This is a genomic window from Streptomyces sp. NPDC088116 (assembly GCF_044741745.1).
Lineage (GTDB): Bacteria > Actinomycetota > Actinomycetes > Streptomycetales > Streptomycetaceae > Streptomyces.
The window spans coordinates 270,293-296,484 of record NZ_JBIUTF010000002.1; the positions used below are offsets into that span (position 1 = coordinate 270,293).

15 protein-coding genes and 4 pseudogenes are annotated in these 26,192 nt (G+C 70.5%); 13 read left to right on the forward strand and 6 right to left on the reverse strand.

Annotated features, from left to right (window positions below):
* Nucleotides 1–97: 97 nt before the first annotated feature.
* The 8 genes and pseudogenes from ACIOJD_RS07910 to ACIOJD_RS07945 all read left to right on the forward strand — a co-directional run bounded on the left by ACIOJD_RS07910 (nucleotide 98) and on the right by ACIOJD_RS07945 (nucleotide 12,039).
* Entirely contained in the window at nucleotides 98–1,588 is a 1,491-nt protein-coding gene (locus tag ACIOJD_RS07910) for a sodium:solute symporter (protein WP_401909601.1), read from the forward strand.
* Between the two features lie 195 nt (nucleotides 1,589–1,783).
* Complete coding sequence (speB, locus tag ACIOJD_RS07915) at nucleotides 1,784–2,797, forward strand: agmatinase (RefSeq protein ID WP_401909603.1); 1,014 nt, start codon at nucleotides 1,784–1,786, stop codon at nucleotides 2,795–2,797.
* Nucleotides 2,797–3,870, forward strand: a pseudogene (locus ACIOJD_RS07920) (thiamine pyrophosphate-binding protein); the annotation flags it as partial. The gene speB and the pseudogene ACIOJD_RS07920, both read left to right, overlap by 1 nt.
* A 132-nt stretch (nucleotides 3,871–4,002) precedes the next feature.
* A pseudogene (locus ACIOJD_RS07925) lies at nucleotides 4,003–4,602 on the forward strand (thiamine pyrophosphate-dependent enzyme); the annotation flags it as partial.
* A gap of 231 nt (nucleotides 4,603–4,833) precedes the next feature.
* Nucleotides 4,834–5,691, forward strand: coding sequence for a serine hydrolase (locus ACIOJD_RS07930; RefSeq protein WP_401909605.1), 858 nt, complete (start codon nucleotides 4,834–4,836; stop codon nucleotides 5,689–5,691).
* A 186-nt stretch (nucleotides 5,692–5,877) separates the two neighbouring features.
* Nucleotides 5,878–9,792 carry an ABC transporter ATP-binding protein gene (locus ACIOJD_RS07935; protein WP_401909608.1) on the forward strand — a complete coding sequence of 1,305 codons (3,915 nt, stop codon included), beginning with the start codon at nucleotides 5,878–5,880 and terminating at the stop codon, nucleotides 9,790–9,792.
* Between the two features lie 112 nt (nucleotides 9,793–9,904).
* The gene (locus ACIOJD_RS07940; protein ID WP_401909611.1) at nucleotides 9,905–10,360 is read left to right on the forward strand and encodes a hypothetical protein; all 456 of its coding nucleotides are present in this window, start codon (nucleotides 9,905–9,907) and stop codon (nucleotides 10,358–10,360) included.
* A 209-nt stretch (nucleotides 10,361–10,569) separates the two neighbouring features.
* Nucleotides 10,570–12,039, forward strand: a complete 1,470-nt coding sequence (locus ACIOJD_RS07945; protein WP_401909613.1) for a S28 family serine protease — start codon at nucleotides 10,570–10,572, stop codon at nucleotides 12,037–12,039.
* Nucleotides 12,040–12,143: 104 nt separating this feature from the next.
* Here the strand turns inward: ACIOJD_RS07945 and ACIOJD_RS07950 are convergent, their stop codons facing one another.
* From ACIOJD_RS07950 to ACIOJD_RS07965, 4 genes and pseudogenes are all read right to left on the reverse strand, one after another.
* Nucleotides 12,144–14,027 carry a glycoside hydrolase family 3 protein gene (locus tag ACIOJD_RS07950; protein ID WP_401909616.1) on the reverse strand — a complete coding sequence of 628 codons (1,884 nt, stop codon included), beginning with the start codon at nucleotides 14,025–14,027 and terminating at the stop codon, nucleotides 12,144–12,146.
* Between the two features lie 165 nt (nucleotides 14,028–14,192).
* Nucleotides 14,193–14,309, reverse strand: a pseudogene (locus ACIOJD_RS07955) (LysR family transcriptional regulator); the annotation flags it as partial.
* Nucleotides 14,310–14,363: 54 nt separating this feature from the next.
* Nucleotides 14,364–15,155 (reverse strand): sugar phosphate isomerase/epimerase family protein, encoded by a 792-nt coding sequence (locus ACIOJD_RS07960; RefSeq protein WP_401909619.1) that lies wholly within the window; start codon nucleotides 15,153–15,155, stop codon nucleotides 14,364–14,366.
* 114 nt (nucleotides 15,156–15,269) lie between these two features.
* Complete coding sequence (locus ACIOJD_RS07965; RefSeq protein ID WP_401909621.1) at nucleotides 15,270–16,358, reverse strand: LacI family DNA-binding transcriptional regulator; 1,089 nt, start codon at nucleotides 16,356–16,358, stop codon at nucleotides 15,270–15,272.
* Nucleotides 16,359–16,530: 172 nt separating this feature from the next.
* Here ACIOJD_RS07965 and ACIOJD_RS07970 point away from each other — a divergent pair, with 172 nt between their 5' ends.
* From ACIOJD_RS07970 to ACIOJD_RS07980, 3 genes are all read left to right on the forward strand, one after another.
* Nucleotides 16,531–17,682: a Gfo/Idh/MocA family protein gene (locus tag ACIOJD_RS07970; RefSeq protein WP_401909624.1), complete on the forward strand. Its 1,152-nt coding sequence runs from the start codon at nucleotides 16,531–16,533 to the stop codon at nucleotides 17,680–17,682.
* Complete coding sequence (locus tag ACIOJD_RS07975; protein WP_401909626.1) at nucleotides 17,679–18,881, forward strand: dihydrodipicolinate synthase family protein; 1,203 nt, start codon at nucleotides 17,679–17,681, stop codon at nucleotides 18,879–18,881. The genes ACIOJD_RS07970 and ACIOJD_RS07975 overlap by 4 nt, the downstream gene beginning before the upstream one ends.
* A 65-nt stretch (nucleotides 18,882–18,946) precedes the next feature.
* Nucleotides 18,947–19,738, forward strand: a complete 792-nt coding sequence (locus ACIOJD_RS07980) for a sugar phosphate isomerase/epimerase family protein (RefSeq protein ID WP_401911623.1) — start codon at nucleotides 18,947–18,949, stop codon at nucleotides 19,736–19,738.
* A 48-nt stretch (nucleotides 19,739–19,786) separates the two neighbouring features.
* Here the strand turns inward: ACIOJD_RS07980 and ACIOJD_RS07985 are convergent.
* Together ACIOJD_RS07985 and ACIOJD_RS07990 are read right to left on the reverse strand one after the other, a co-directional pair.
* Nucleotides 19,787–20,185: pseudogene (locus ACIOJD_RS07985) on the reverse strand (DJ-1/PfpI family protein); the annotation flags it as partial.
* 306 nt (nucleotides 20,186–20,491) lie between these two features.
* The gene (locus ACIOJD_RS07990) at nucleotides 20,492–21,880 is read right to left on the reverse strand and encodes a glycoside hydrolase family 30 beta sandwich domain-containing protein (RefSeq protein ID WP_401909628.1); all 1,389 of its coding nucleotides are present in this window, start codon (nucleotides 21,878–21,880) and stop codon (nucleotides 20,492–20,494) included.
* A 254-nt stretch (nucleotides 21,881–22,134) separates the two neighbouring features.
* Between ACIOJD_RS07990 and ACIOJD_RS07995 the strand changes: the two genes are divergently transcribed.
* Both ACIOJD_RS07995 and ACIOJD_RS08000 read left to right on the forward strand, forming a co-directional pair.
* Nucleotides 22,135–24,372: an ATP-dependent RecD-like DNA helicase gene (locus tag ACIOJD_RS07995; RefSeq protein ID WP_401909630.1), complete on the forward strand. Its 2,238-nt coding sequence runs from the start codon at nucleotides 22,135–22,137 to the stop codon at nucleotides 24,370–24,372.
* Between the two features lie 365 nt (nucleotides 24,373–24,737).
* Complete coding sequence (locus tag ACIOJD_RS08000; RefSeq protein ID WP_401885481.1) at nucleotides 24,738–26,036, forward strand: citrate synthase; 1,299 nt, start codon at nucleotides 24,738–24,740, stop codon at nucleotides 26,034–26,036.
* Nucleotides 26,037–26,192: the final 156 nt, after the last annotated feature.

The following is a 26,192-nucleotide window of genomic DNA, read 5'->3' on the forward strand; positions in this document are numbered from 1 at the left end:
CCGGCCACCTACCGTCATGACGCACAAGGCACGCCGGGCTTTACGGCAGGCGCTCGGCGTGACGTGCGGACGGCACGAGACGTGACGGAGGAAGCCCATGGCTGTGGACTACGCGGTAATCGTCGTCTACCTGGTCGGCATGCTCGCCATGGGCTGGTGGGGCATGCGCCGCGCCAAGTCCAAGAGCGAGTTCCTGGTGGCCGGACGCAGGCTCGGCCCCTGGATGTACTCCGGCACGATGGCCGCCATCGTGCTCGGCGGCGCCTCCACGATCGGTGGCGTCGGCCTCGGCTACACGCACGGCCTCTCGGGCGCCTGGATGGTCTTCTCCATCGGCCTCGGGCTGCTCGCGCTCTCCATATTCTTCTCCGCGCGGATCGCCCGGCTGAAGGTCTACACCGTCTCCGAGATGCTCGACCTGCGGTACGGCGGCCGGGCCGGTGTCATCTCGGGCATCGTGATGTGGGCGTACACGCTGATGCTCGCGGTCACGTCGACCATCGCGTACGCCACGATCTTCGACGTCCTCTTCGACCTGAACCGCACCGTCGCGATCATCCTCGGCGGGGCGATCGTCGTCGCGTACTCGACGCTCGGCGGCATGTGGTCCATCACGCTGACGGACATGGTGCAGTTCGTCGTCAAGACGATCGGGGTGCTGCTGCTTCTGCTGCCCATCGCGGTCGTCAAGGCGGGCGGGTTCAGCGAGATGAAGGCGCGGTTGCCGCACGAGTACTTCACGCCGTTCGGCATCGGCGGCGAGACGATCTTCACCTATGTGCTCATCTACACCTTCGGCATGCTGATCGGACAGGACATCTGGCAGCGGGTGTTCACGGCGCGCGGTGACAAGGTCGCGCGCTGGGGCGGGACCGTCGCCGGTACTTACTGTCTGCTCTACGCGCTGGCCGGCGCGGTCATCGGGACGGCGGCCAAGGTGCTGTACCCGAACCTGGGCAGCGCCGACGACGCGTTCGCGACCATCGTCAAGGAAGAACTGCCCATGGGCGTACGGGGACTGGTCCTGGCCGCCGCGCTCGCGGCGGTGATGTCGACCTCGTCGGGTGCGCTGATCGCCTGCGCGACCGTGGCCAACAACGACATCTGGTCGCGGCTGAGGGGGGTGACCGGCCGCGCGGGGGACGGCGGCGGTACGGGGCACGACGATCACGACGAGGTCCGGGGCAACCGCCTCTTCATCCTGGTCATGGGGGTGGCCGTCATCGCCATCGCCATCGCGCTGAACAACGTGGTCGAGGCGCTCACCGTCGCGTACAACCTGCTGGTGGGCGGATTGCTCGTACCGATCCTCGGCGGCCTCCTGTGGAAGCGCGGCACGGTGTACGGGGCGCTGTCCGCCGTGATCGTCGGCGGCGGCGCGGTCGTCGGGCTGATGGCGGCGTACGGCATCCTCGCGAACGAGCCCATCTACTACGGGCTGCTCGCCTCGCTGGCCGCCCATGTGATCGTCAGCCTGGCCACCAAGCCGACGGACGAGGCGGTACTGGCCGCTTGGCGCCTCCGCCTCGCGGGCGAGGGCGGGACGGATGAGGAGACCGTGGGCGAGAAGGCCGTCCCCGTGGGCTGAGGCCGTAGGTAATGAGGCCGGAGGTATGAGACCGCAGGCATGAGACCGCAGGCGTGAGGCCTGGACCGGCTCACTGTCAGTGGGTCGGTCCATTCTTGACCGAGCGACACAGAGCAATACAGAGCAATACAGAGCTACATACAGCGACGCAGAGCTGTGCGGAGCCGCACAAGCGTTACCCGGAGAGGTCCGACGATGAGCAGCAACGAACACCAGCCCCTGGCCACCGACGCCGTCGGCCCGCGCGGTCCCGTCGACTCGTCCCGTGTCCCGAGGTTCGCGGGACCGGCCACGTTCGCCCGGCTGCCCCGGCTGGACGAGGTCGGCACCGCCGATGTCGCTGTCGTCGGCGTCCCCTTCGACACCGGGGTCTCCTACCGCCCCGGCGCCCGCTTCGGGGGCAACGCGATCCGCGAGGCATCGCGCCTGCTGCGCCCCTACAACCCGGCCCAGGACGCCTCGCCCTTCGCGCTCGCCCAGGTCGCGGACGCCGGGGACATCGCCGCGAACCCGTACAACATCAACGAGGCCGTCGACACCATCGAGGCGGCGGCCGACGACCTGCTCGGCACCGGCGCCCGCATGATGACCCTCGGCGGGGACCACACCATCGCGCTCCCGCTGCTGCGTTCGGTGGCGAAGCGGCACGGGCCCGTCGCGCTGCTCCACTTCGACGCCCATCTGGACACCTGGGACACCTACTTCGGCGCCGAGTACACACACGGCACGCCGTTCCGCCGGGCGGTCGAGGAGGGCATCCTCGATACGGAGGCGCTCTCCCACGTCGGCACGCGCGGTCCGGTGTACGGGAAGCGGGACCTGGACGACGACGCCAAGATGGGCTTCGGGATCGTCACCTCCGCCGATGTCATGCGCCGGGGCGTGGACGAGATCACCGACCAGCTCCGGCAGCGCATCGGGGACCGCCCGCTGTACATCTCCATCGACATCGATGTGCTCGACCCGGCGCACGCGCCCGGCACCGGCACGCCCGAGGCCGGCGGGCTCACCTCCCGTGAACTCCTCGAAATACTGCGGGGCCTGGCCTCCTGCCGGCTCGTCTCGGCGGATGTCGTGGAGGTCGCGCCCGCGTACGACCACGCGGAGATCACGTCCGTCGCCGCCTCCCACACGGCGTACGAACTGACGACGATCATGTCGCGACAGATCGCCGCGTCGCGACAGACCGCCGCCGAGAGGACGAAGTAGTGCACGACCACGACCACGAGCCCCCGCCCTTCACCGCCGAGCAGACCGCGGCGGCCCTCGCCCCGCCCGCCGGGCGCAACGGTGGTGATCTGGTGGTCGAGACGCTGTACGGCCTCGGCGCCACCACCGTCTTCGGCCTGCCGGGTCAGCACGCGCTGGGCATGTTCGACGCCCTGCGCCGGTCCGAACTCACGTACATCGGGCTGCGCGTCGAGAACAACGCGGGGTTCGCCGCCGACGCGTACGGCCGGGTCACCGGCGAGGTCGCCCCGCTGCTGCTCTCCACCGGGCCCGGCGCGCTCACGTCCCTCGCCGCGCTCCAGGAGGCCGCCTCCGCGTCCGCGCCCGTGCTGGCGATCTCCAGCCAGGTCCCGTCGGCGGGCCTCGGCGGCGGCCGGCACGGCTATCTGCACGAACTGCGCGACCAGCAGGCGTCCTTCCGGGACATCGTGAAGTCCGTGCACCAGGTCCGTACGGCCTCGCAGATCCCGTCCGCGATCGCCGCCGCCTGGGAGTCCGCGCTCACCGCGCCGCACGGCCCGGTCTGGGTGGAGATCCCGCAGGACGTCCTGCTCGCCGAGACGATCCTGCCGGTCGTCACCGCGATGGACGCCACCCCGCGCGAGCTGCATCCCCGCCCCGAACTGACCGCAGTGGCAGCCCACTTGCTGTCGAACGCGTCCCGTCCGGCGATCATCGCGGGCGGGGGAGTCGTACGCGCGGACGCGGCCGGCAAGCTTCGCGCGCTCGCCGAGAAGCTTGCCGCGCCGGTCGTCACCACCTTCGGCGGCAAGGGCGCGTTCCCCTGGACCCACCCCCTGTCCCTCCAGTCCTGGCTGGAGGACCGCCACACCACGGACTTCCTCGAAGAGGCGGACGTCCTGCTGGTGGTGGGCTCCGGCCTGGGGGAACTCTCCTCGAACTACCACACGTTCCGGCCGCGCGGCCGGGTGATCCAGATTGAGGCGGATCTCGGCAAGCTGGAGTCCAACCACCCGGCGCTGGGCATCCACGCCGACGCCCGCAACGCGCTTTCCGCGCTGCTGGATTCGGTCACCGAGCGCGCGGACCCGACGCCGGATCCGACTGCGGATCCGACAGCGGACCCGACGCCGGACCCGACGCCGGATCCGACAGCGGACCCGACGGCGGGCCCGGCTGTGGATTCGTCGGCGGCCGAGGCGGCGGGCTCGACGGCGAGTTCGTCGGCGGCCGAAGCGGTCCGGGAGGTGCTGGCGAAGGTACGGGCCCGGATCGACGCCCAGGACCTCACGCTGGAGCGGCGGGTGCTGGCCTCCGTACGCGACGCCCTGCCCGGCACGTCCCCCAGCTTCTGGGACATGACGATCCTCGCCTACTGGGCCTGGTCCGCCTGGCCGGGCCCGCTGCACTCGGGCCAGGGCGCCGGCGGCCTGGGCTACGCCTTCCCGGCCGCGATCGGCGCCGCCGCGGCCGACCGTACGACCCCCGTCCTCGCCGTCTCGGGCGACGGCGGCGCGATGTACTCGATCGCGGAGCTGGCCACCGCCCGCCAGTACGACCTCCCGGTCACCTGGCTGATCGTGGACGACGGTGGCTACGGCATCCTGCGCGAGTACATGACGGACGCCTTCGGCGACACCACCGGTACGGAACTGTCCCGCCCGGACTTCGTGGCCCTCGCGGAATCCTTCGGCGTCCCGGCGGTCCGTACGACCCCGGAGTCCCTGCGCGAGGACCTGTCCGCGTCCCTGGCCGCCCCGGGCCCCTCGGTCGTGGTCCTCCCGGCCCTGCTCCGTATGTTCGCCCCGACCCACCTGACCTGACCCACCTGGACTGACCCACGTGGACTGACCCGCCTGGACCGCCCCACTTGGACTGATCCGCGCTCACCCGGACTGACCTGCGCACACCTGGTCTGACCATTGCCCGCCGGAATTGTGTTCGGCCTCATAGTCCTGTCTGCCCCTGTCCGTGCATCATGTCGGGCGGGTGCGTCGATCAGGGCGCGCCCGCCGACGTGACAGGACCGATGCGACAGGGGCGGGAAACCTCAAGTGACTCACCACCGAATACCCCGGCATGGCCGGGGCGCGCTCTCAGTCGTCCTGATCGCGGGCGTGCTTCTGCCGACGGTCTCGGGAGCGTCACCCGCCCTGGGCACGACGCGCGGTGTCGACTGTGTCTCGGGCAAGCCCGGCCTCGCCGACAAGCTGTCCAAGGACATTCTCGCGGCGCTCAGGGGACGGGAGTCCACCACGGCCGTGGCGGTCCGCGACCGTACGACCGACACGGTTTGCAGCCTGCGGGGCTCGCAGAAGTTCGACTCCGCCAGCGTGGTCAAGGTGACCGTTCTCTCGGCCCTGCTCTGGGACGCGCAGAAGACGCACCGCACGCTCACGAAGCGTGAGAACAAGCTCTCCACAGCGATGATCACCGAGTCGGACAACGAGGCGACCACCACGCTGTGGAATCAGCTCGGACCGACGAAGATCAAGGGCTTCCTCAAGGCCGCGGGGATGACCCAGACCACCCCGGGCGAGGGCGGCTACTGGGGCCTCACCCAGGTCACGGCACATGACGAAGAGCGGCTGCTGGCCCTGGTGACCGCCCGGAACAGCGTGCTCAGCGACACCTCGCGCCGTTACGTCCTGGACCGGATGGGCAAGGTCGTCCCGTCCCAGCGCTGGGGCGTTCCGGCCGGGGCCCCGGCCTCCGCCACCGTCCAGCTGAAGAACGGCTGGCTGGAGCGGTCCGACCGCGGCTGGCGCGTGCACAGCATCGGCGCGTTCACCGGCAAGGGCCACGACTACCAGATCGCCGTGCTCACCGATGACGACAAGAAGATGAACGACGGGGTCAACACCATCCAGGCCGTCGCCAAGGCCGTCCACAAGGACCTCAACCCGGCCTAGGCTGTCCGGCCGGTCTTTGCCGGGACCGGGACCACAACCCCAGGCGGCTCTACGCGCCCGCCCGGGGACCTAGGACCACGGACGGGCCCCCATAGGACCGCGGACCGGTCTTTGTTGCGGAAGGATGAAATCCGCCCCGGCCCGCGTTGGTGCCTTCCGGCAGGTCAGAACGATCGGGAGGTTTCAGTGGCGGCGACAGACCGGAGCTGGGCGCGGCGGCTGTCCGGGTACGCGTGGCGGTACCGGCGCAATGTGCTGCTCGCGCTCGGCTCCTCGCTCGCGGGTATGGCGGTGATGGCGCTCGTCCCGCTGATCACCAAGGTGGTCATCGACGATGTCATCGGGGGCGGCGACCGGTCCCTCGCCGTCTGGACCGGCCTGCTGATGCTCGCCGCGCTCGCCGTCTATGTGATGACGTATATCCGCCGCTACTACGGCGGCCGGCTCGCGCTCGACGTCCAGCACGATCTCCGTACCGAGATGTACGACACGATCGCCCGCCTCGACGGGCGGCGCCAGGACAGCCTCTCCACCGGACAGGTCGTCGGCCGCGCCACCAGCGACCTCCAGCTCGTCCAGAGCCTGCTCTTCATGCTGCCGATGACGATCGGCAACGTCCTGCTGTTCCTCATATCCCTGGCGATCATGGCGTGGCTGTCGCCGCCGCTGACCCTGATCGCCCTGGCCGTCGCCCCCGCCGTCTGGTTCATCGCCCGCCGCAGCCGCGTCCGGCTGCACCCCGCCACCTGGTACGCGCAGTCGCAGGCCGCCGCCGTCGCCGGGGTCGTGGACGGAGCCGTCTCCGGTGTGCGCGTGGTCAAGGGATTCGGGCAGGAGGAGCAGGAGACCGGGAAGCTCCGCGAGGTCGGCCGCAGGCTGTTCGCCGGGCGGCTGCGCACCATCAGGCTCAACGCCCGCTACACCCCCGCCCTCCAGGCCGTCCCCGCGCTCGGGCAGGTCGCCATGCTGGCGCTCGGCGGCTGGCTGGCCACCCGCGGGGAGATCAGCCTCGGCACCTTCGTCGCCTTCTCCACCTATCTGGCCCAGCTCGTCGGCCCCGTCCGGATGCTCGCCATGGTGCTGACCGTCGGACAGCAGGCACGGGCCGGGGTGGAGCGGGTCCTGGAGCTGATCGACACCGAGCCGAGCATCCAGGACGGGACGAAGGAGCTGCCGGCGGACGCCGAGGCATCGGTCGAGTTCGACGACGTCTCGTTCGCGTACGAGGACGGGCGGCCCGTCCTGAAGGGCCTGACGCTGGAGATACGCCCCGGCGAAACCGTCGCCGTCGTCGGCGCGTCCGGCAGCGGGAAGTCCACGCTGTCCCTCCTGCTGCCCCGCTTCTACGACGTGACCCACGGCGCCGTACTCGTCGGCGGCCATGACGTCCGCGAGCTGACCTTCGACTCGCTGCGGGCCGCCGTCGGACTCGTACCGGAAGACAGCTTCCTCTTCTCCGACACCGTCCGCGCCAATATCGCCTACGGCCGGCCGGACGCCACCGAGGAGGAGATCCTCCAGGCCACCCGGGCCGCCCAGGCCCACGGCTTCATCACCGACCTGCCCGGCGGCTACGACACCAAGGTGGGCGAGCAGGGCCTCACCCTCTCCGGCGGACAGCGCCAGCGCATCGCCCTGGCACGGGCCATCCTCACCGACCCCCGGCTGCTCCTGCTCGACGACGCGACCTCCGCCGTCGACGCCCGGGTGGAGCACGAGATACACGAGGCGCTGCGCACGGTGATGGCCGGGCGTACGACACTGCTCATCGCCCACCGCCGTTCCACCCTCGGCCTGGCCGACCGTATCGCCGTACTCGACGGCGGACGGCTCGCCGACATCGGCACGCACGACGAGCTTCAGGAGCGGTCGGCCCTCTACCGGCGGCTCCTCACCGAACCCGACGAGCTCTCGGGGACCTCGCCCGGCCACGCCCCGGTCGACGCCGAGGCGTCGGAGCGGGCCGACGGCGAACCGAGCGGTACGGGGAAGCCGTCCGCCGAGTGTCCCGAGGAGGCCCGCGCCCTCCAGCGGGAGATCGACGCCGAGTTCGACGTGGAGCGCGGCGTCACGCCCGCTCTGTGGGTACGGGACGAAGCCGCCACCGACGACTCGGCGGCGCCCGGCGCCACCCCCGAACTGCTCGCCCAGGTCGAGGCGCTGCCACCGGCCACCGAAGCCCCCGAGGTGGACGAGGGGCGCGCGGTCGCCGCCGAGGACTCGTACGGGCTGCGCCGGCTGCTGCGCGGCTTCGGGGTGCCGCTGCTGGTCAGCCTCGCTTTCGTCACCGTCGACGCCGGGATGGGCCTGCTGCTGCCGGTCCTCATCCGGCACGGTATCGACCAGGGTGTGGAGCGGCTCGCGCTCGGCGCGGTGTGGGTGGCCGCCGCGCTGGGGCTGCTGGTCGTCCTCGTCCAGTGGGCGGCGCAGATCGGCGAGACCCGCAAGACCGGACGGACCGGTGAGCGGATCCTCTACGCGCTGCGGCTGAAGATATTCGCGCAGCTCCAGCGGCTCGGACTCGACTACTACGAGCGCGAGTTGACGGGCCGCATCATGACCCGGATGACGACCGACGTCGACGCCCTGTCGACCTTCCTCCAGACGGGCCTCGTCACCGCGTTCGTCTCCGTCGTCACCTTCCTCGGGATCCTGGTCGTGCTGCTGGTGATCGACGTGGAGCTGGCGCTGGTGGTCTTCGCGACCCTGCCCGTACTGATCGTGGGTACGGTCTTCTTCCGTCGCAAGAGCGTGCGCGCCTACGAGCTGGCGCGCGAGCGCATCAGCACCGTCAACGCCGACCTCCAGGAGTCCGTGGCCGGGCTGCGGATCGTCCAGATGTTCCGGCGCGAGAAGGACGGCTCCCGGCGCTTCGCCGAGCGCAGCGACCACTACCGCGCGGCCCGGGTGCGCGGCCAGTGGCTGATATCGGTGTACTTCCCCTTCGTCCAGCTGCTCTCCTCGGTGGCAGCGGCGGCCGTGCTGATCGTCGGCGCGGGGCGGGTGGAGGCCGGCACGCTGACCACCGGCGCGCTGGTCGCGTACCTCCTCTACATCGACCTGTTCTTCGCCCCCGTACAGCAGCTCTCGCAGGTCTTCGACGGCTACCAGCAGGCGACCGTCTCGCTGGGCCGGATCCAGGAACTGCTGCGGGAGCCGACGTCCACGGCCGCCGCGAAGGAGCCGATGGACGTGCTGTCGCTGCGCGGCGAGATCGCCTTCGAGGGCGTGCACTTCGCGTACGCAGGTGAGGACGGCGCGGGCGCGGCCGACGACAAGAGCGTGCGCGCGGGGGCGACGGACGGCGCGGGCGCGCCAGGAGGCGAAGGCGGGGGCGCGGAGGACGCGGCGCTCATCGGTGTCGATCTGCGGATACCGGCCGGCCAGACCGTCGCCTTCGTCGGTGAGACCGGCGCGGGCAAGTCCACCCTGGTCAAACTGGTCGCCCGGTTCTACGACCCGACCGGCGGCCGGGTCACGGCGGACGGTACGGACCTGCGTGAGCTGGACATGACGGCGTACCGGCGCCGGCTCGGAGTCGTACCGCAGGAGGCGTACCTCTTCGCCGGTACGGTCCGCGACGCCATCGCTTACGGGAGTCCCGAGGCGAGCGACGGACAGGTGGAGGCCGCCGCCCGCGCGGTCGGCGCGCACGACATGATCGCGACGCTGGACGGCGGCTATCTGCACGAGGTCGCCGAGCGCGGCCGTAATCTCTCCGCCGGACAGCGCCAGCTGATCGCCCTCGCCCGTGCCGAACTGGTCGACCCGGACGTCCTGCTGCTCGACGAGGCGACCGCCGCTCTGGACCTGGCGAGCGAGGCGCTGGTCAACCAGGCGACCGACCGGCTGACGGGCCGCCGTACCACTCTGGTGGTCGCCCACCGGCTGACCACCGCGGCCCGTGCGGACCGGGTGGTCGTGATGGACCACGGCCGGGTCGTGGAGGACGGCACGCACGACGAACTGCTCGCGCTGGACGGCCGGTACACGCGGCTGTGGCGGAGCTTCATCGGTGAGACCGGTGAGACCGGTGAGACCGGCGCCGACACAGGCGAGGCAGGCGGGATCGGCGAGGAGGAGCCCGCGCCGGTGTGGTGAGGCTCGGTCGGGGCCCGGCCCTCGGGGGCCCGGTCCCGCAGGGGCGTCGCAACCAGACGGGATGCCCTGAGCGTCGTACGCGTGTACGCCAAAGTGGCCATAGGGGGCACGTGTGTTCGTTTCATTTGGGGCTGACGGCAGGGGCGGCAGAGGCGGCGGGGGTGGCAGAGGCGGCGGGGGCGGCGGCACCGTCAGGAGGCTGCTGCTGCGCTGCCTCGTCGCGCTGACCGCGGGAAGCGCCCTGATCCTGGTCGGCCCCGGTGCGGCGAAGGCCGAGGCGGTCTCCGTCTGCTCGGGGCGGGCGCAGAAGACCGTGAAGTTCGCCACCGGCGAGCTGCGGATCTACAAGAACCGCGCCTACGCCTGCGCGCTCGCCGTCGCCAGGAATCCCGGGCCGAGGCGCACGATGTCGGTCAGCCTCCAGGCGCGCGGCGCGCGCCCGGTGGTGGACAGCGGGAAATTCACCCAGCGGGCCGGCCCGGTCACGGTGCACGCCCTGAACCGCTGCGTACGGGTCTCCGGCGCCGTCTCGGGGAGGAAGGCGTCGACCGCGTGGATCCTCTGCTGAGCGGTACGCAGTGGGCGGTACGCAGCGAGTGGTGCGTGTGCCGAGCGGCGCGCGGTGAGTGGTGCGCGGGTCGCCCGTGCGGGGCTGAGCGGCGGGGCCGGAGGTTGGCTGATGGTGTGTCAGGGGGAGGCTGAGGAGAGCCGGGGCTGGCGGGACGGGTGTTTCCCCCGCTAGGTTCACGGCGTCTGTCATGAACACAGGGAGTGTGAATGCGCAAGGCGCTGAGATGGTTGTTGTCGTTCGTGCTGGTCATAGGCACAGTGGCAACAGCCGGCGCGGCCACCGCCGCCGATCGGAGTGCGGACCACCAGGCCGCCACCGATGCAACTGATAGCACCGACACCACGGATGCCACGGACATCAAGGACCGCATCCTCGCGATCCCGGGGATGAGCCTGGTCCAGGAGAAGCCTTACGAGGGTTACCGCTACTTCGTCCTCACCTACACGCAGCCGGTCGACCACCGTCGTCCGTCCAAGGGCACCTTCCAGCAGCGCGTCACGCTGCTGCACAAGGACACCGACCGGCCCACCGTCTTCTTCACCGGCGGATACAACGTCTCCACCAACCCCGGCCGCAGCGAACCGACCCGGATCGTCGACGGCAACCAGGTCTCGATGGAGTACCGCTTCTTCACCCCGTCCCGCCCGCAGCCGGCCGACTGGTCGAAGCTGGACATCTGGCAGGCGGCCAGCGACCAGCACCGGATCTTCACCGCGCTGAAGAAGATCTACTCCAAGAAGTGGCTGTCCACCGGCGGTTCCAAGGGCGGTATGACCGCCACCTACTTCGAGCGCTTCTATCCGCGTGACATGGACGGCGTCGTCGCGTACGTCGCGCCCAACGACGTGATCAACAGGGAGGACTCGGCGTACGACCGGTTCTTCGAGCGCGTCGGTACGAAGGAGTGCCGCGACAGGCTCAACGCGGTGCAGCGCGAGGCGCTTCTCCGGCGGGAGCCGCTGGAGAAGACGTACAAGGCGTGGGCGGACGCCGAGGGCGCGACGTTCACCACCATCGGCTCGCTCGACCGGGCGTACGAGGCCACGGTCCTCGACTTCGTCTGGGGCTTCTGGCAGTACAGCCTGCTCGCGGACTGTGAGCTGATCCCGGACGCCGCCACCGCCTCCGACCAGGAGATCTACGACACCGTCGACACGATCTCCGGCTTCTCCGCGTACACGGACCAGGGCCTGGAGACGTACACGCCGTACTACTACCAGGCGGGCACCCAGCTGGGCTCGCCGGACATCGAGCAGCCGCACCTGGGCAACCTGAGCCGCTACGGCTACCAGCCGCCGCGGAACTTCGTGCCGCGCGACATCCCCATGCGCTTCAACCCGCTGGCGATGCCGGACGTCGACAACTGGGTCCGTCACCACGCCGACCGGATGCTGTTCGTGTACGGGCAGAACGACCCGTGGGGCGCGGAGCAATTCCGCCTCGGCCAGGGGGCGCGCGACAGCTATGTGTATGTCGCGCCGGGCGCCAACCACGGCGCCAATGTCGCGGGCCTGGTCCCGGACCAGCAGGCGAAGGCCACGGCCAGGATCCTGGACTGGGCGGGCGTCGCGCCCGCCGCCGTACAGAAGGACGAGGCGAAGGCGAAGCCGCTGGCACCGTTCGACGCCAAGCTGGACAAGCAGAAGATGGAGCGGGAGCAGGCCCTGAGGCCGTGACTTCCCAACTCCCCAACTCCTCGACCGTTTCGTAAAGCCGTGCTGTGCCCGCCGTTCACGAACGGCGGGCACAGCACGCGGCGTATCCCTCCGCTGATACTCGGTCAGTTCTTCGGTCCGTACCTCAGACCGTGGCCGACCGGATACAGCACCCGCGCCGGGTCGTCCGCCCGCGGCACCGGTACGGGCAGCAGCCCCCGGGGCTCGACCCGGCCGGCGATCACCCGCGCCGCGGCCCGCAGTTCCACATCGGTCCAGGAGTACGCGGCCAGCGATGCCCTGACGTCCGGCAGGTGCGCGATGTCGTACGGATTGCGGATGGCGACCGTCACGACCGGCACCCCGCTCGCGGTCAGCGCGGCGACCAGGGTGCGCTGCGAGCTGGTGGCCGAGACGTTGTACGTGGCCACGACGACCGCGTCCTTGCCGCGTGCGGCGGCCACCGCCGCGTCGATCCGCTCGGCGGTCGGAGCCGTACCGGTGGACAGTGCGGTGGCGGTGAACCCCAACTCGGTGAGTGCCGTGGCCAGGACGGTGGTCGGCGGGCCGGTCGTCCCCGAGGGCGAGGCCGGGTCGGCGCCGACGACCAGCAGGTTCTTCTCCCGGCGGCGGCTCAGGGGCAGCAGCCGGTCCTTGTTGACGAGCAGAGTGGTGGTGCTCCCGGCGATCCGGTCGGCGGCGGCCAGGTGCGCCCGGACGCCGACCGTACGGTCCACGTCCGCGCGGGAGACGTACGGCGGTTCGCGGAACAGGCCGAGTCGGCGCTTCAGTTCGAGCACGCGCAGAACCGATTCCTCGACGCGCTTCACACTGATCTCGCCGCTCTTGACCGCCGCGAGAACGGCGTTCCAGGCCAGCGGGAAGTCCGGCGGATTGAGCAGCTGGTCGACGCCCGCCTTGAGCGCGAGGACGGGCACCCGGGCGTCGCCGTACTTCTTCCGCACGCCCTCCATCGTGAGCGCGTCGGTGACCACGACACCGTCGTAGCCGAGCTGTTCGCGCAGGACACCGGTGAGGATGGGGTGCGAGAGCGTCGCCGGGTCCTCGCTCGGGTCGAGGGCGGGGACGACGATGTGCGCGGTCATGATCGAGGTGACACCGGCGGCGATCGCGGCCCGGAACGGCGGCGCGTCCAGTTCCGCCCACTGCTCGCGGGTGTGGTGGATGGTGGGCAGGGAGAAGTGGCTGTCGTCCTTCGTGTCGCCGTGCCCCGGGAAGTGCTTGGCGGCGGTGGCGATTCCGGCGCTCTGGTAGCCCTTGACCTGGGCGGCGACCAGGCCGGCCACGGCCTGCGGGTCGGCGCCGAAGGACCGTACACCGATGACGGGATTGGCCGGGTTGACGTTGACGTCGGAGTCGGGCGCGTAGTTCTGGTTGATGCCCATGGCGGCCAGCTCGGCCCCGGCGATCCGGGCGGCCTCCCGCGCGTCGGAGCGCGAGCCGGACGCGCCGAGCGCCATCGCGCCGGGCAGCAGCGTGGCGGGCTTGCCGACGCGCGCGACGATGCCGTGTTCCTGGTCGGTGGAGATCAGCAGGGGTACGGGGGTGGCCTTGGCCAGACCGGCCTTCTGGATGCCGTTGGAGAGGGCGGCGATCTGATGCGGGTCGCGGGTGTTGTGCGCCCAGGCGAAGTAGATGATGCCGCCGACGTGGTACTTGGCGATCAGCTCGGCGGCGGTGCGGACACCGATCTCGGCCAGGTTGGCGTCGATGTCGACCTGGTCGGGGGCGGTGGCGGAGTGGCCGTACACACGCATCACGAAGAGCTGGCCGACCTTCTCCTCCAGGCTCATACGGGAGACGAGCCGGCGGAGCCGGTCGCGGTCGGAGCCGTGGCCGTGGCTGTGGGCGTGGCCGGGGTCGTTGTGCGGGGGAGCGGCCTGCGCTGGGGTGGGTGTGATGGCTGTGCTGGCTGAGGTGGCAACAGCAGCCGCCGCTACGGCGGTTGCGGTGAGGAGAGTGCGTCTGGAGATGGTCCGGTCGTGCACTGGTGCTCCTTCCGGCCGTGCGCTGCGAGGGACGTGCGCGAGGAAGTGAAAGAAACTTCCAAGCACTCACGGATATCCGGAAGGTAACTGCCAGTCAAGAGATGTGCCGGAGACGCGCCGTCGGAGGATGGGGGAGTCCTGCCCCGGTCCGGTCCGGTCTGGCCGTCAGGTGGCCGAGAGCCGCGGATAGTGCCCTCGCAAGGTGTCCACGGCCGCCGTGAGGGCCGGGCGCCTGGCCGCTCCCGTACGCCACAGGGCGTACAACCGGCGCAGGGGCACCGGCTGCCGCCCACCGGCCTGTCGTCCACCGGCCTCGCGGCCTTCCCGCGACCCCCGTCACCGCCCTCCCGCGATCAGCCCCTCCAGATGCTCCCGCCCCGCCGTCAGCAGCCCCGGCAGGTCGTCCGCCTGCGGGTACCACCGCTTCTCGTACTCCCAGCACACCCAGCTGTCGTCGTCGAGCAACGCCAGACACTCACCCAGCGGCAGCACCCCGGCCCCCAGGGCCAGCGGGGTCGTGTCCTGCGCCGACGCGATGTCCTTCACCTGCGTGTAACCGAGGTGCGGGGCGAGCACCGCGTGCGAGGCGGCCGGGGCCTCGCCGCCCAGCCAGGTGTGCATCACATCCCACAGCGCCCCCACCTGCGGGTGCCCCACGGGGCCCAGCACACGGGCCGCGTCGGCGCCCGTACGGTGCGAGTCGTGCGTCTCCAGCAGGATCCGTACGCCGCAGTCCGCCGCGAACTCCGCCGCCCTGCCCAGCCGCCGGGCGGCCGTCGCGTCCGCGTCGGCGGGGTCCTGGTCGCCGCCGCCCGGGAAGACGCGGATGTTCGGTGCGCCCAAGTCTCTTGCCAGCAGGAGCAGTTGCTCCAGCTCCTGGTGCAGTACGGCCTCGTCGGCGTCCGCCGTCGCCACCCGTACGTATCCGGCGACCGTGAGGATCTCGATGCCGGCTCGCTTGAACTCGTCCACCACGGCTGCCCGTTCGGCCGTCCCGATACCGGGGTGTACGGGCTCCTCCGGGTGGGCGCGCAGCTCCACCCCCTGGTAGCCGGCCGCGGCGGCGAGCGCGACAACCTCCGGGACGGGCAGCCCCGGCACTCCGAGGGTCGAGAACGCGAACTTCATGTCGATGGTCCTTCCTGCCTGGTGTGCCTGGTGTGCCTGGTGTCACTTGCCGGTACCCGGTCCCGGGTGAAATCCACGCACCGTCCGGGCCGGCCGCGCCCACGGCTTCCCCGATCAGCCCGTCCGGGGCGGCGCCGTGGACGCCCGTGCCATCAGCTCCGCCGCGATCGTGGCGATCCCGCCCGGCGGCGGTGTCTCCGTCCCCATCGCCAGCCGGCCCGCCCGCGCCCCCGCCTCGAACAGCGGCAGCCGTACGGTCGTCAGAGCCGGTACCGCGTCCACCGAGAACGGCAGATCGTCGAAGCCCGCCACCGAGATGTCCTGCGGGATGCGCAGTCCCCGTTCGCGTACCGCCGCGCACGCGCCCAGGGCCACCGTGTCGTTGGCCGCGACCACGGCGGTCAGGTCCGGTGCGCGGCGGAGCAGTTCCAGCGTCGCCTCGTACCCGGAGCGACGGGTGTACGGGCCGTGCACGGTCAGCGACTCCTGATCGTCTCCCCGCTCCTGGCCGGACCCCCGAGGCGTCACGCCCGCCGCCAGCGCCGCCCGGTGTCCCTCCAGCCGGTGCCGGGTCGTCGTCCGCTCCACCGGGCCCGCGACGTAACCGATCCTGCGGTGGCCGAGCGCGATCAGATGCTCCGTCAGCCGTCGGCCGCCGCCCCGGTTGTCGAAGGCCAGGGACGCCACGATCGCGTCGCTGCCCGGCAGCGGCGGCCGCCCGCACAGCACCACCCTGGTCCCCGCGTCCGCGAGTTTCGCGAGCTTCGTGTCCATCGCGGCGATGTGCTCGGGGTCTTCGAGCGCCCCGCCGGTCAGTACGACGGCCGCCGCCCGCTGGCGCTGGAGCAGCGTCAGATAGGTCAGTTCGCGCTCGGGCGAGCCGCCCGTGTTGCAGACGACGGCGAGTTTCTCGCCGCCCGCCCGGCCGGTGCCCTCCTGCCCGCTGATCTCCGTCTGGGCCGCTCCCGCCATGATCCCGAAGAACGGGTCGGCTATGTCGTTGACGAGGATGCCGACCAGGTCGGAGGTGGCGGCGGCGAGCGAGCTGGCGGGCCCGTTCAGTACGTAGTCGAGCTCGTCCACGGCCCGCAGCACACGCTCCCGGGTGGCGGCGGCGACGGGATAGTTGCCGTTCAGCACACGCGAGACGGTGGCGGGTGACACCCGGGCGCGGGCCGCCACGTCCGACAGGGTGACTGTCATCGCTTTCCTCCGAGGAGTTACATGTCACGGGGTGCCATGGGGTGGCACGCGCGGCGGGTGCCGGGGCCGCCCCACGAGTGGGATCGGGGCCGGGCCCTTGTACCGGCCGCTGTCGCAGGCTAGCTTCTTACCGCATAGAAAGCGCTTGCTACGTCTATATGGAGGGAACTTCGTGACACGCAGGACAGTGCGGATCGCCATGAACGGCGTCACCGGGCGGATGGGATACCGGCAGCATCTGCTGCGCTCCGTCCTCGCGATTCGCGAACAGGGCGGACTGGATCTGGGGGACGGCGAGGTGCTCTGGCCCGAGCCCGTCCTCATCGGCCGCCGCGCACCCGCCCTCGAACAGATCGCCGAACGGCACGGTCTGACCGAATGGTCCACCGATCTGGACGCCGTCCTGGCGGACGACACGATCGACATCTACTTCGACGCCCAGGTCACCTCCGCCCGCGTCGAGGCCGTCAAGAAGGCGATCGCCGCCGGCAAGCACATCTACACCGAGAAGCCGACCGCGACCGACCTCGACGGCGCGCTCGACCTGGCCCGGCTGGCCCGGAGCGCGGGCATCAAGCACGGCGTCGTCCAGGACAAGATCTTCCTGCCGGGGCTGCTCAAGCTGAAGCGCCTCATCGACGGCGGCTTCTTCGGCGAGATCCTCTCCGTACGGGGAGAGTTCGGCTACTGGGTCTTCGAGGGCGACTGGCAGGACGCCCAACGCCCCTCCTGGAACTACCGCGCCGAGGACGGCGGCGGTATCGCGGTCGACATGTTCCCGCACTGGGAGTACGTCCTGCACGAGCTGTTCGGGCGGGTCACCAGCGTCTCGGCGCACGTCACCACGCACATCCCGCAGCGCTGGGACGAGCAGGGCAAGCCGTACGCCGCGACCGCCGACGACGCCGCCTACGGGATCTTCGAGCTGGCCGGCGGGGCCATCGCCCAGATCAACTCCTCCTGGGCCGTCCGGGTCAACCGCGACGAACTGGTCGAGTTCCAGGTCGACGGCACGCACGGCTCGGCCGTCGCCGGTCTGCGCCGCTGCCGCGTCCAGCACCGCAGCGCCACCCCGAAGCCGGTGTGGAACCCCGATCTGCCCGCCACCGAGTCGTTCCGCGACCAGTGGCAGGAAGTCCCGGACAACGCCGAGTTCGACAACGGATTCAAGGCGCAGTGGGAGCTGTTCCTGCGCCATGTCGCGCTCGACCATCCGTATCACTGGGACCTGCTCGCGGGCGCGCGTGGCGTGCAGCTCGCCGAGCTGGGGCTGCGTTCCTCGGCGGAGGGCCGCCGCTTCGACGTACCGGAGCTGAGCCTGTGACCCTCCGACTCCCCGCCGCCGGGGGCGGGTTCCGTACGTACGTCCCCCGCACCGAACCGGCCCGCTTCCTTACAGATGCCGACGGCACGGGGAGGGGCACGGATCCGGCCGGTACGAGGCGCCCGCCGCTTGCCTCCCGTACGGTCTTCTCCGCCGCCCACGTCGTCGCCGACCCGTACGCCGACATCAGCCCCGACGCGCCCGCCGCCGTCGACTGGGACGCCACCCTCGCCTTCCGCCGCCACCTCTGGTCGCACGGCCTCGGGGTCGCCGAGGCCATGGACACCGCGCAGCGCGGCATGGGCCTGGACTGGGCGGGCGCGGCCGAACTGATCCGCCGCTCCGCCGCCGAGGCGAAGACCGTCGGCGGCCGGATCGCGTGCGGCGTGGGCACGGACCAGCTCACGCCGGGGGCGCACTCCCTGGACGACGTCCGCCGGGCGTACGAAGAGCAGTTGGCGCTCGTCGAGGAGACCGGCTCGCAGGCCATCCTGATGGCGTCCCGCGCGCTCGCGGCGGCGGCGGACGGCCCCGAGGACTATCTCGGCCTCTACGCGCACCTCCTGCGGCAGGCGTCGGAACCGGTCGTACTGCACTGGCTGGGCCCGATGTTCGACCCCGCGCTGGACGGCTACTGGGGCGGTACGGACCTCGACGCGGCCACCGAGACCTTCCTCCAGGTCATCTCCGAGCATCCCGACAAGGTCGACGGCATCAAGATCTCGCTGCTGGACGCCCGGCGCGAGGTCGAGCTGCGCCGCCGGCTGCCGCAGGGCGTGCGCTGCTACACGGGCGACGACTTCAACTACCCCGAGCTGATCGCGGGCGACGAACGCGGCTTCAGCCACGCGCTGCTCGGCATCTTCGACCCGCTCGGGCCGCTGGCGGCGCAGGCCGTACGCGCCTTGGACACCGGCGATGTGTTGGGCTTCCGCGAACTGCTCGACCCCACCGTCGAACTGTCCCGCCACCTTTTCCAGACCCCCACCCGTTTCTACAAGACGGGCGTGGTGTTCCTGGCCTGGCTGGCCGGTCACCAGAGCCACTTCACCATGGTCGGCGGCCTCCAGTCGGCCCGCTCGCTGCCGCATCTGGCGCGGGCGTACGAACTGGCCGACGGGCTCGGCCTGTTCCCCGATCCGGCGGTGGCCGAGGCCCGGACGGCATCCCTGCTCAGCGTGTACGGAGTGGACCAGTGACCGAATCGCCCGTGCCGACGCCAGGATCGCCCGCGCCCGGCCTGTCCCGGTTCAGCATCAACCAGATGACGGTCAAGCAGCTGTCGCTGCCCGAGCTGACCAAGGCCTGCGTACGCCTCGGTGTGCCCGGCGTCGGCCTGTGGCGCGAACCCGTCCAGGCGTACGGGGCCGAGGCCGCCGCCGCGCTCGTACGGGACGCGGGCCTCGCGGTCACCACGCTCTGCCGGGGTGGCTTCCTCACCGCCGTCGACCCCGACCGGCGGGCCGAGGCGCTGGCCGACAACCGGGCGGCGATCGACGAGGCGGTGACGCTGGGCACGGACACCCTGGTGCTGGTCTCCGGGGGGCTCCCGGCGGGCAGCAGGGACCTGCCCGCCGCCCGGGAACGCATCGCCGACGCACTGGGCGAGCTGGCACCGTACGCGGGCGAGCGCGGGATCCGGCTGGCGATCGAACCGCTCCACCCGATGTTCGCCTCGGACCGCTGTGTCGTATCGACCCTCGACCAGGCCCTCGAACTGGCCGAACGCTTCCCGGCCGAGCAGGTCGGCGTGGTCGTGGACACGTACCACATCTGGTGGGACGACCGCGCTCCGGCGGCCGTCGCCCGCGCGGCCGAGCGGATCTTCTCCTTCCAGCTGGCGGACTGGACGACACCGCTCCCGGCCGGCGTGCTGAACGGGCGCGGCCAACTCGGCGACGGCGCGGTCGACCTGCGTGCCTGGCGGGAACGGGTGGACAAGGCGGGCTACACGGGGCCGATCGAGGTGGAGCTGTTCAACGACGACCTGTGGGAGCGGGACGGCGTGGAGCTGCTCACGGAGGTCGCGGAACGGTATGTGGAGCACGCCTTGTAGGCGGGGCGAGGAGGGGGCGAGGAGGGGCCTCAGGGGGCTGTCCCCGAGGCCGAGATGGTCAAGCGCCCAGGCCCTGGCCGCGCGGGTCGAGGAGAGCGTCGGCTCGGGGACCGGGCGGCGGATGTACTGGGCCTGGCCGCCGTCCCGGTGCGGCGGGACAACGGTCGTACGGGCCACGGCGTTCGCGACGGCCACGCCGTGGTCGCCGCGGATCATGTGCAGACAGAGGCCGATGCCCGAGGCGACGCCCGCCGAGGTGAGCACATCGCCGTCCTCCGTGTAGAGGACATCGGGATCGAGCCGTACGTCCGGATGCAGCGCGCGGAACTGGTCGCAGGACTTCCAGTGCGTGGTCGCCCGCCGCCCCTCGAGCAGCCCGGCGGCCGTCAGGACGAAGTACCCGGTGCAGATGGAGGCGATCCGGGTGCCGGGCCGGATCCGGAGCGCTCTGCGCTGCGGCCGCGCTACTGGCCCTCGTCGTCCGCGGACGCCCGGCGGTGATGCGTACGGCGACGGCGGTGCGTACGGCGACGGCGCCGAACACGGAAAAATAACTCTGCGAAGCCGTGCAACCCTTCCTGGGTCACGTGAGTCATATACGGCGTCAGGGCTTTCGGGGGAGGAATCCGGGGGGATTTGGAAAGCTCTGCTGGAGGGGGGAGCGGGGCCCGGTCCGTCGGACCGGGCCCCATGAGTGCCCCGCGTGAGAGGCCGGTGTCTTTGCCCGTACGCGTCAGGGCTTGCGGGTCCCGGTCACGGGCCCGGCCAGGTGAAGGTGGCGACGGCGCCCGCGGGCAGTTTGTACACGAGCGACTTCCCCTTCTCCGTGAGGGAGAAGGTCCGCGCCGAACGGGCGCTGTTGAGGACGACGGAGACGCGTTCGCCGTCCGGATTCTCGAAGCTCACATTCTGGACGCCCCCAGGGCCCTGTGTGGTGGAGCCGATACGGCGGGCGCCCTGGTCCACGAATTTCGAGACATGGCCGAGGGTGTAGTACTCGGCGTTCTTGCGGACGGTGTCGCCCCGCACCTCGACCACGCCGTTGCAGTCCTTGCAGTAGCCGTAATTCGGGCGGCCGTGCTGGTCGAGAGCGAGATTCCAGAGCACCACGGTCTCGGAGCCGGAGCGGAGCGTGCGGATCACCCAGTTCTCCGTCTGCCACTTGAGCGCCTGTGAGAAGTCCTGGGTGCCGTTCTCGCCGTCGGTGCTGGAACACTCCGTGAAGAACACCCGCTCGCCGGCGTCGCGCACGTCCTGCTGCTGCTCCGGGCGGCCGCGGTAGCAGTGGAACGAGGCGCCCTGGACGCGCTTGATGTCCGAGGTCTTGTTGAGCACGTCCAACGCGTAGTCGGGGCGGCTCCAGTTGTGGTCGAACGCGAAGAGGCCGGTGCCGAGCCCCGCGGCCGACAGCTTCCTGTCGAGAATCCGGAAGAGCTTGACCTGTTCGTCGGAGGACATCCGCATCGAGGGATAGACCGCCTCGAAAAGCGGCTCGTTCGCCACGGTGAGGTCGTCGACCGGTACGCCCGCCTTCCGGTACGCCTGTATGGACTTGACGAGGTAACCGGCGTAGTCGTCGTAGCGCTCGGGCTTGAGACGGCCGCCTCCCAGCCAGCCGTTCTTCTTCATCCAGCCGGGCGCCGACCAGGGCGAGGCCATGATGCGGATATCGGGGTTGATCTTCAGGGCCCGGCGTACCAGGGGCAGGATCTTCTGCTTGTCGCGGGCGATGGAGAACTTGCCCGGGTCGTCCTCGTACGAGTAGTACGGCAGCCGGGACACGAAGTCCGTGCCGCCGAGGGGCTGGCGGAGATAGTCCAGGCCGATCCCGTCGCCTCCGGAGGAGAAGAGATCGTTCAGCAGAGCCGTCCGACGGCGATCGGGGAGGCCGGCTATCAGCTCCGCGGAGGCCTCGGTGAGGGACGCGCCCGCGCCGGTGAACCGCTGAGCGCGTGCGTCGGCGTCGACCGTGATGTCGACCTTCCGCGGACCGCTGTCGAAGGTGCCGTCCGCGGACCTGGTGAGCTTCTTGACGCCGTCGGCGGTGGTGATCCAGACCTCCGCCGTGGTCCCGGATGCCCGCGCGACCGGACTGGTGAGGGTCTGGCAGGCGACAACGAGCGCGAGGGCGCTCGCGGCCACGGGGATGCTGCGTGTGGGGGCTCGAAAGGATGGCACGTGTGGTGATCCCTGCGTGTGGGGGGCGTAAGGATGGCACTGACATGATCCCTTCCCTCCTGATCGGCGGTCACGCCGCACAGCGGCCGCTGTTGCGCTGATCACGGGGCACGCGGCTCGTAGACAGTCTTCTGTATGCCCTTGGTCCACAGGGGCAGGGGCGGTGTCGGTCCCCGGCGGTAGCCTCCATTCCAGACCGAGAGTTGTGGGGTGGTGGCGTGTCCGTCGGCGGGACCAGGCAGGGTGAGGGGGGCCGCCTTGCGGTACTGGAGGGCGTCCTTGAGCGGATCACGTACGCCAACGAGGAGAACGGCTACACGGTCGCCCGGGTCGACACCGGACGGGGTGCCGATCTCCTCACCGTGGTCGGCTCGTTGCTCGGCGCGCAGCCCGGCGAGTCACTGCGCATGGAGGGCCGCTGGGGCTCGCACCCCCAGTACGGCAAGCAGTTCACGGTGGAGAATTACACGACGATCCTCCCCGCCACGATCCAGGGCATCCGCCGCTATCTCGGCTCCGGCCTGATCAAGGGCATCGGCCCGGTGTTCGCCGACCGGATCACCGAGCACTTCGGGCTCGACACGCTCGACATCATCGAGCAGGAGCCCAAGAGACTCATCGAGGTCCCGGGCCTCGGCCCCAAGCGGACGAAGCGGATCGCCGCCGCGTGGGAGGAACAGAAGGCCATCAAAGAGGTCATGGTCTTCCTCCAGAGCGTCGAAGTCTCCACCTCCATCGCCGTGCGCATCTACAAGAAGTACGGCGACGCCTCCATCTCGGTCGTCAAGAACGAGCCGTACCGCCTGGCGGCCGACGTCTGGGGGATCGGCTTCCTCACCGCCGACCGGATCGCCCAGGCCGTCGGCATTCCGCACGACAGCCCGGAGCGCGTCAAGGCCGGCCTCCAGTACGCGCTGTCCCAGTCCACCGACCAGGGACACTGCTTCCTGCCCGAGGAGAAGCTCATCTCGGACGCGGTCAAGCTGCTCGCGGTCGACACGGGCCTGGTCATCGAGTGCCTCGGTGAGCTGGCGGGCGAGGACGAAGGAGTCGTACGGGAAAAGGTGCCGGGTCCGGACGGCGGCGAGCCGGTCACGGCGGTCTATCTGGTCCCCTTCCACCGCGCCGAGCTGTCCCTCTCCGCCCAGTTGCTGCGGCTGCTGCGCACCGGCGAGGACCGGATGCCGGCGTTCCGGGAGGTGGCCTGGGACAAGGCGCTGACGTGGCTGGCGGGGCGTACGGGCGCGGAGCTGGCCCCCGAGCAGCAGCAGGCGGTCCGGCTCGCGCTCACCGAGAAGGTCGCCGTCCTGACCGGTGGTCCCGGCTGCGGAAAGTCCTTCACGGTCCGGTCGATCGTCGAGCTGGCGCGGGCCAAGAAGGCCAAGGTGGTGCTGGCGGCCCCCACCGGTCGGGCGGCCAAGCGGCTCGCCGAGCTGACCGGCGCCGAGGCGTCCACCGTGCACCGGCTGCTGGAGCTGAAGCCGGGCGGCGACGCGGCGTACGACCGGGACCGGCCGCTGGACGCCGATCTGGTGGTGGTGGACGAGGCGTCGATGCTGGATCTGCTGCTGGCCAACAAGCTGGTGAAGGCGGTGGCGCCGGGCGCGCACCTGCTGCTCGTCGGGGATGTGGACCAACTGCCCTCGGTCGGGGCGGGCGAGGTGCTGCGCGATCTGCTCGCCGAGGGCGGTCCCGTGCCCCAGGTCCGGCTCACCCGGATCTTCCGGCAGGCCCAGCAGTCGGGCGTGGTCACCAACGCCCACCGCATCAACTCCGGTGTACAGCCCATCACTCAGGGCCTCGCCGACTTCTTCCTCTTCGTGGAGGACGAGACGGAGGACGCGGGGCGGGTCACGGTCGATGTCGCCTCCCGCCGCATCCCCGCCAAGTTCGGCCTGGACCCCCGGCGGGACGTGCAGGTCCTGGCGCCGATGCACCGGGGCCCGGCCGGCGCGGGCGCGCTGAACGGCCTGCTCCAGCAGGCCATCACGCCCGCCAGGCCCGATCTGCCGGAGAAGCGCGTCGGCGGCCGGGTCTTCCGGGTCGGGGACAAGGTCACCCAGATCCGCAACAACTACGAGAAGGGGGAGAACGGAGTCTTCAACGGCACGGTGGGGGTGGTCACCTCGCTCCACCCGGACGACCAGCGCCTGACCGTGCTGACGGACGAGGACGAGGAAGTGCCGTACGACTTCGACGAGTTGGACGAGCTGGCGCACGCGTACGCCGTGACCATCCACCGTTCCCAGGGCAGCGAGTACCCGGCCGTGGTCATTCCGGTCACCACCGGGGCGTGGATGATGCTCCAGCGCAATCTGCTCTACACGGCGGTCACCCGGGCCAAGAAGCTCGTCGTGCTGGTCGGCTCCCGCAAGGCCATCGGCCAGGCGGTACGCACGGTCTCGGCGGGCAGACGCTTCACGGCGCTCGACCACCGGCTGTCCGGCGGAGTCTGAGAGCGCAGCCCACGCCTGTGGCTGAGGCAGAGCGCAGCCCACGCCGGTGGTTGAGGCAGCGCCGAGCCCACGCCTGTGGCCTGTCTCCGAGGCGGACGGATGGGTGAAACGGGTGAATCGGGTGAGATGCGTGAGGTAGGGGAGACGGGGGAGGCTGTAGGTGAGTGCGAAACGAGGCCGGGGACTTTCGGCGCCTCCACTTCCCACAACTGGGGCGAAGAGGGCAGGATGAGCAAGCTGGCGGCACTGAGTGCCGCCAAAAGGCCTAAAGGCCGACCCCGAGTGCACTCTCCTGAGCCAAATGGGGGATGGTAGAGACAGTCAGGGCACCTCGGAGAAGAGGCACTACGTCGGTGAGGGATGACGTGAGCGAGAAACGCGACAACGCGGTAGTACTGCGGTACGGCGACGGCGAGTACACCTACCCGGTGATCGACAGCACCGTCGGCGATACGGGCTTCGACATCGGGAAGCTTCGTTCTCAGACCGGTCTGGTCACCCTGGACAGCGGCTACGGCAACACCGCCGCCTACAAGTCCGCGATCACCTATCTCGACGGTGAACAGGGCATCCTGCGCTACCGCGGCTATCCGATCGAGCAGCTTGCCGACGGGTCCAGCTTTGTCGAGGTGGCGTATCTGCTGATCAACGGCGAGCTGCCGACGGTCGACGAGCTCGCCTCGTTCAAGAACGAGATCACCCAGCACACGCTGCTGCACGAGGACGTCAAGCGGTTCTACGACGGATTCCCGCGCGACGCCCACCCGATGGCGATGCTGTCCTCCGTGGTCAGCGCGCTGTCCACGTTCTACCAGGACAGCCACAACCCGTTCGACGAGAAGCAGCGCGACCTCTCCACGATCCGGCTGCTCGCCAAGCTGCCGACCATCGCGGCGTACGCGTACAAGAAGTCGATCGGCCACCCCTTCGTCTACCCGCGCAACGACCTCGGGTACGTCGAGAACTTCCTGCGGATGACCTTCTCGGTCCCGGCGCAGGAGTACGTACCGGACCCGGTCGTGGTCTCGGCGCTCGACAAGCTGCTGATCCTGCACGCGGACCACGAGCAGAACTGTTCGACCTCGACCGTGCGCCTGGTCGGCTCCTCGCAGGCGAACATGTTCGCCTCGATCTCGGCCGGCATCAGCGCCCTGTGGGGCCCGCTGCACGGTGGCGCCAACCAGTCGGTGCTGGAGATGCTCGAGGGCATCCAGGCGGCCGGCGGCGACGTCGACACCTTCATCCGCAAGGTGAAGAACAAGGAAGACGGCGTGAAGCTCATGGGCTTCGGGCACCGCGTCTACAAGAACTTCGACCCCCGGGCGAAGATCATCAAGGCGGCGGCGCACGATGTCCTCTCGGCGCTCGGCAAGTCCGACGAGCTGCTCGACATCGCGCTCAAGCTCGAAGAGCACGCGCTGGCCGACGAGTACTTCGTCGAGCGCAAGCTCTACCCGAACGTGGACTTCTACACGGGCCTGATCTACCGGGCCATGGGCTTCCCGACCGAGATGTTCACCGTGCTCTTCGCGCTCGGCCGGCTGCCCGGCTGGATCGCCCAGTGGCACGAGATGATCAAGGAGCCGGGTTCCCGCATCGGCCGCCCGCGCCAGATCTACACCGGCGAGGTCCTGCGCGACTTCGTGCCGGTCGAGTCCCGCTGAGGCGGAACGCCCGCGTCTGACGACGCCCGCGTCCCGCGCGCACCTGCCGTACGGCGCTTCCCGCGCTGTACGGCTCAGTGCTGTCGCGGTCCGTACGGGCTGAACCGTACGGAGCCCGAAGACGGAGCGCGTACGGAGCATGTACACGTACGGAGC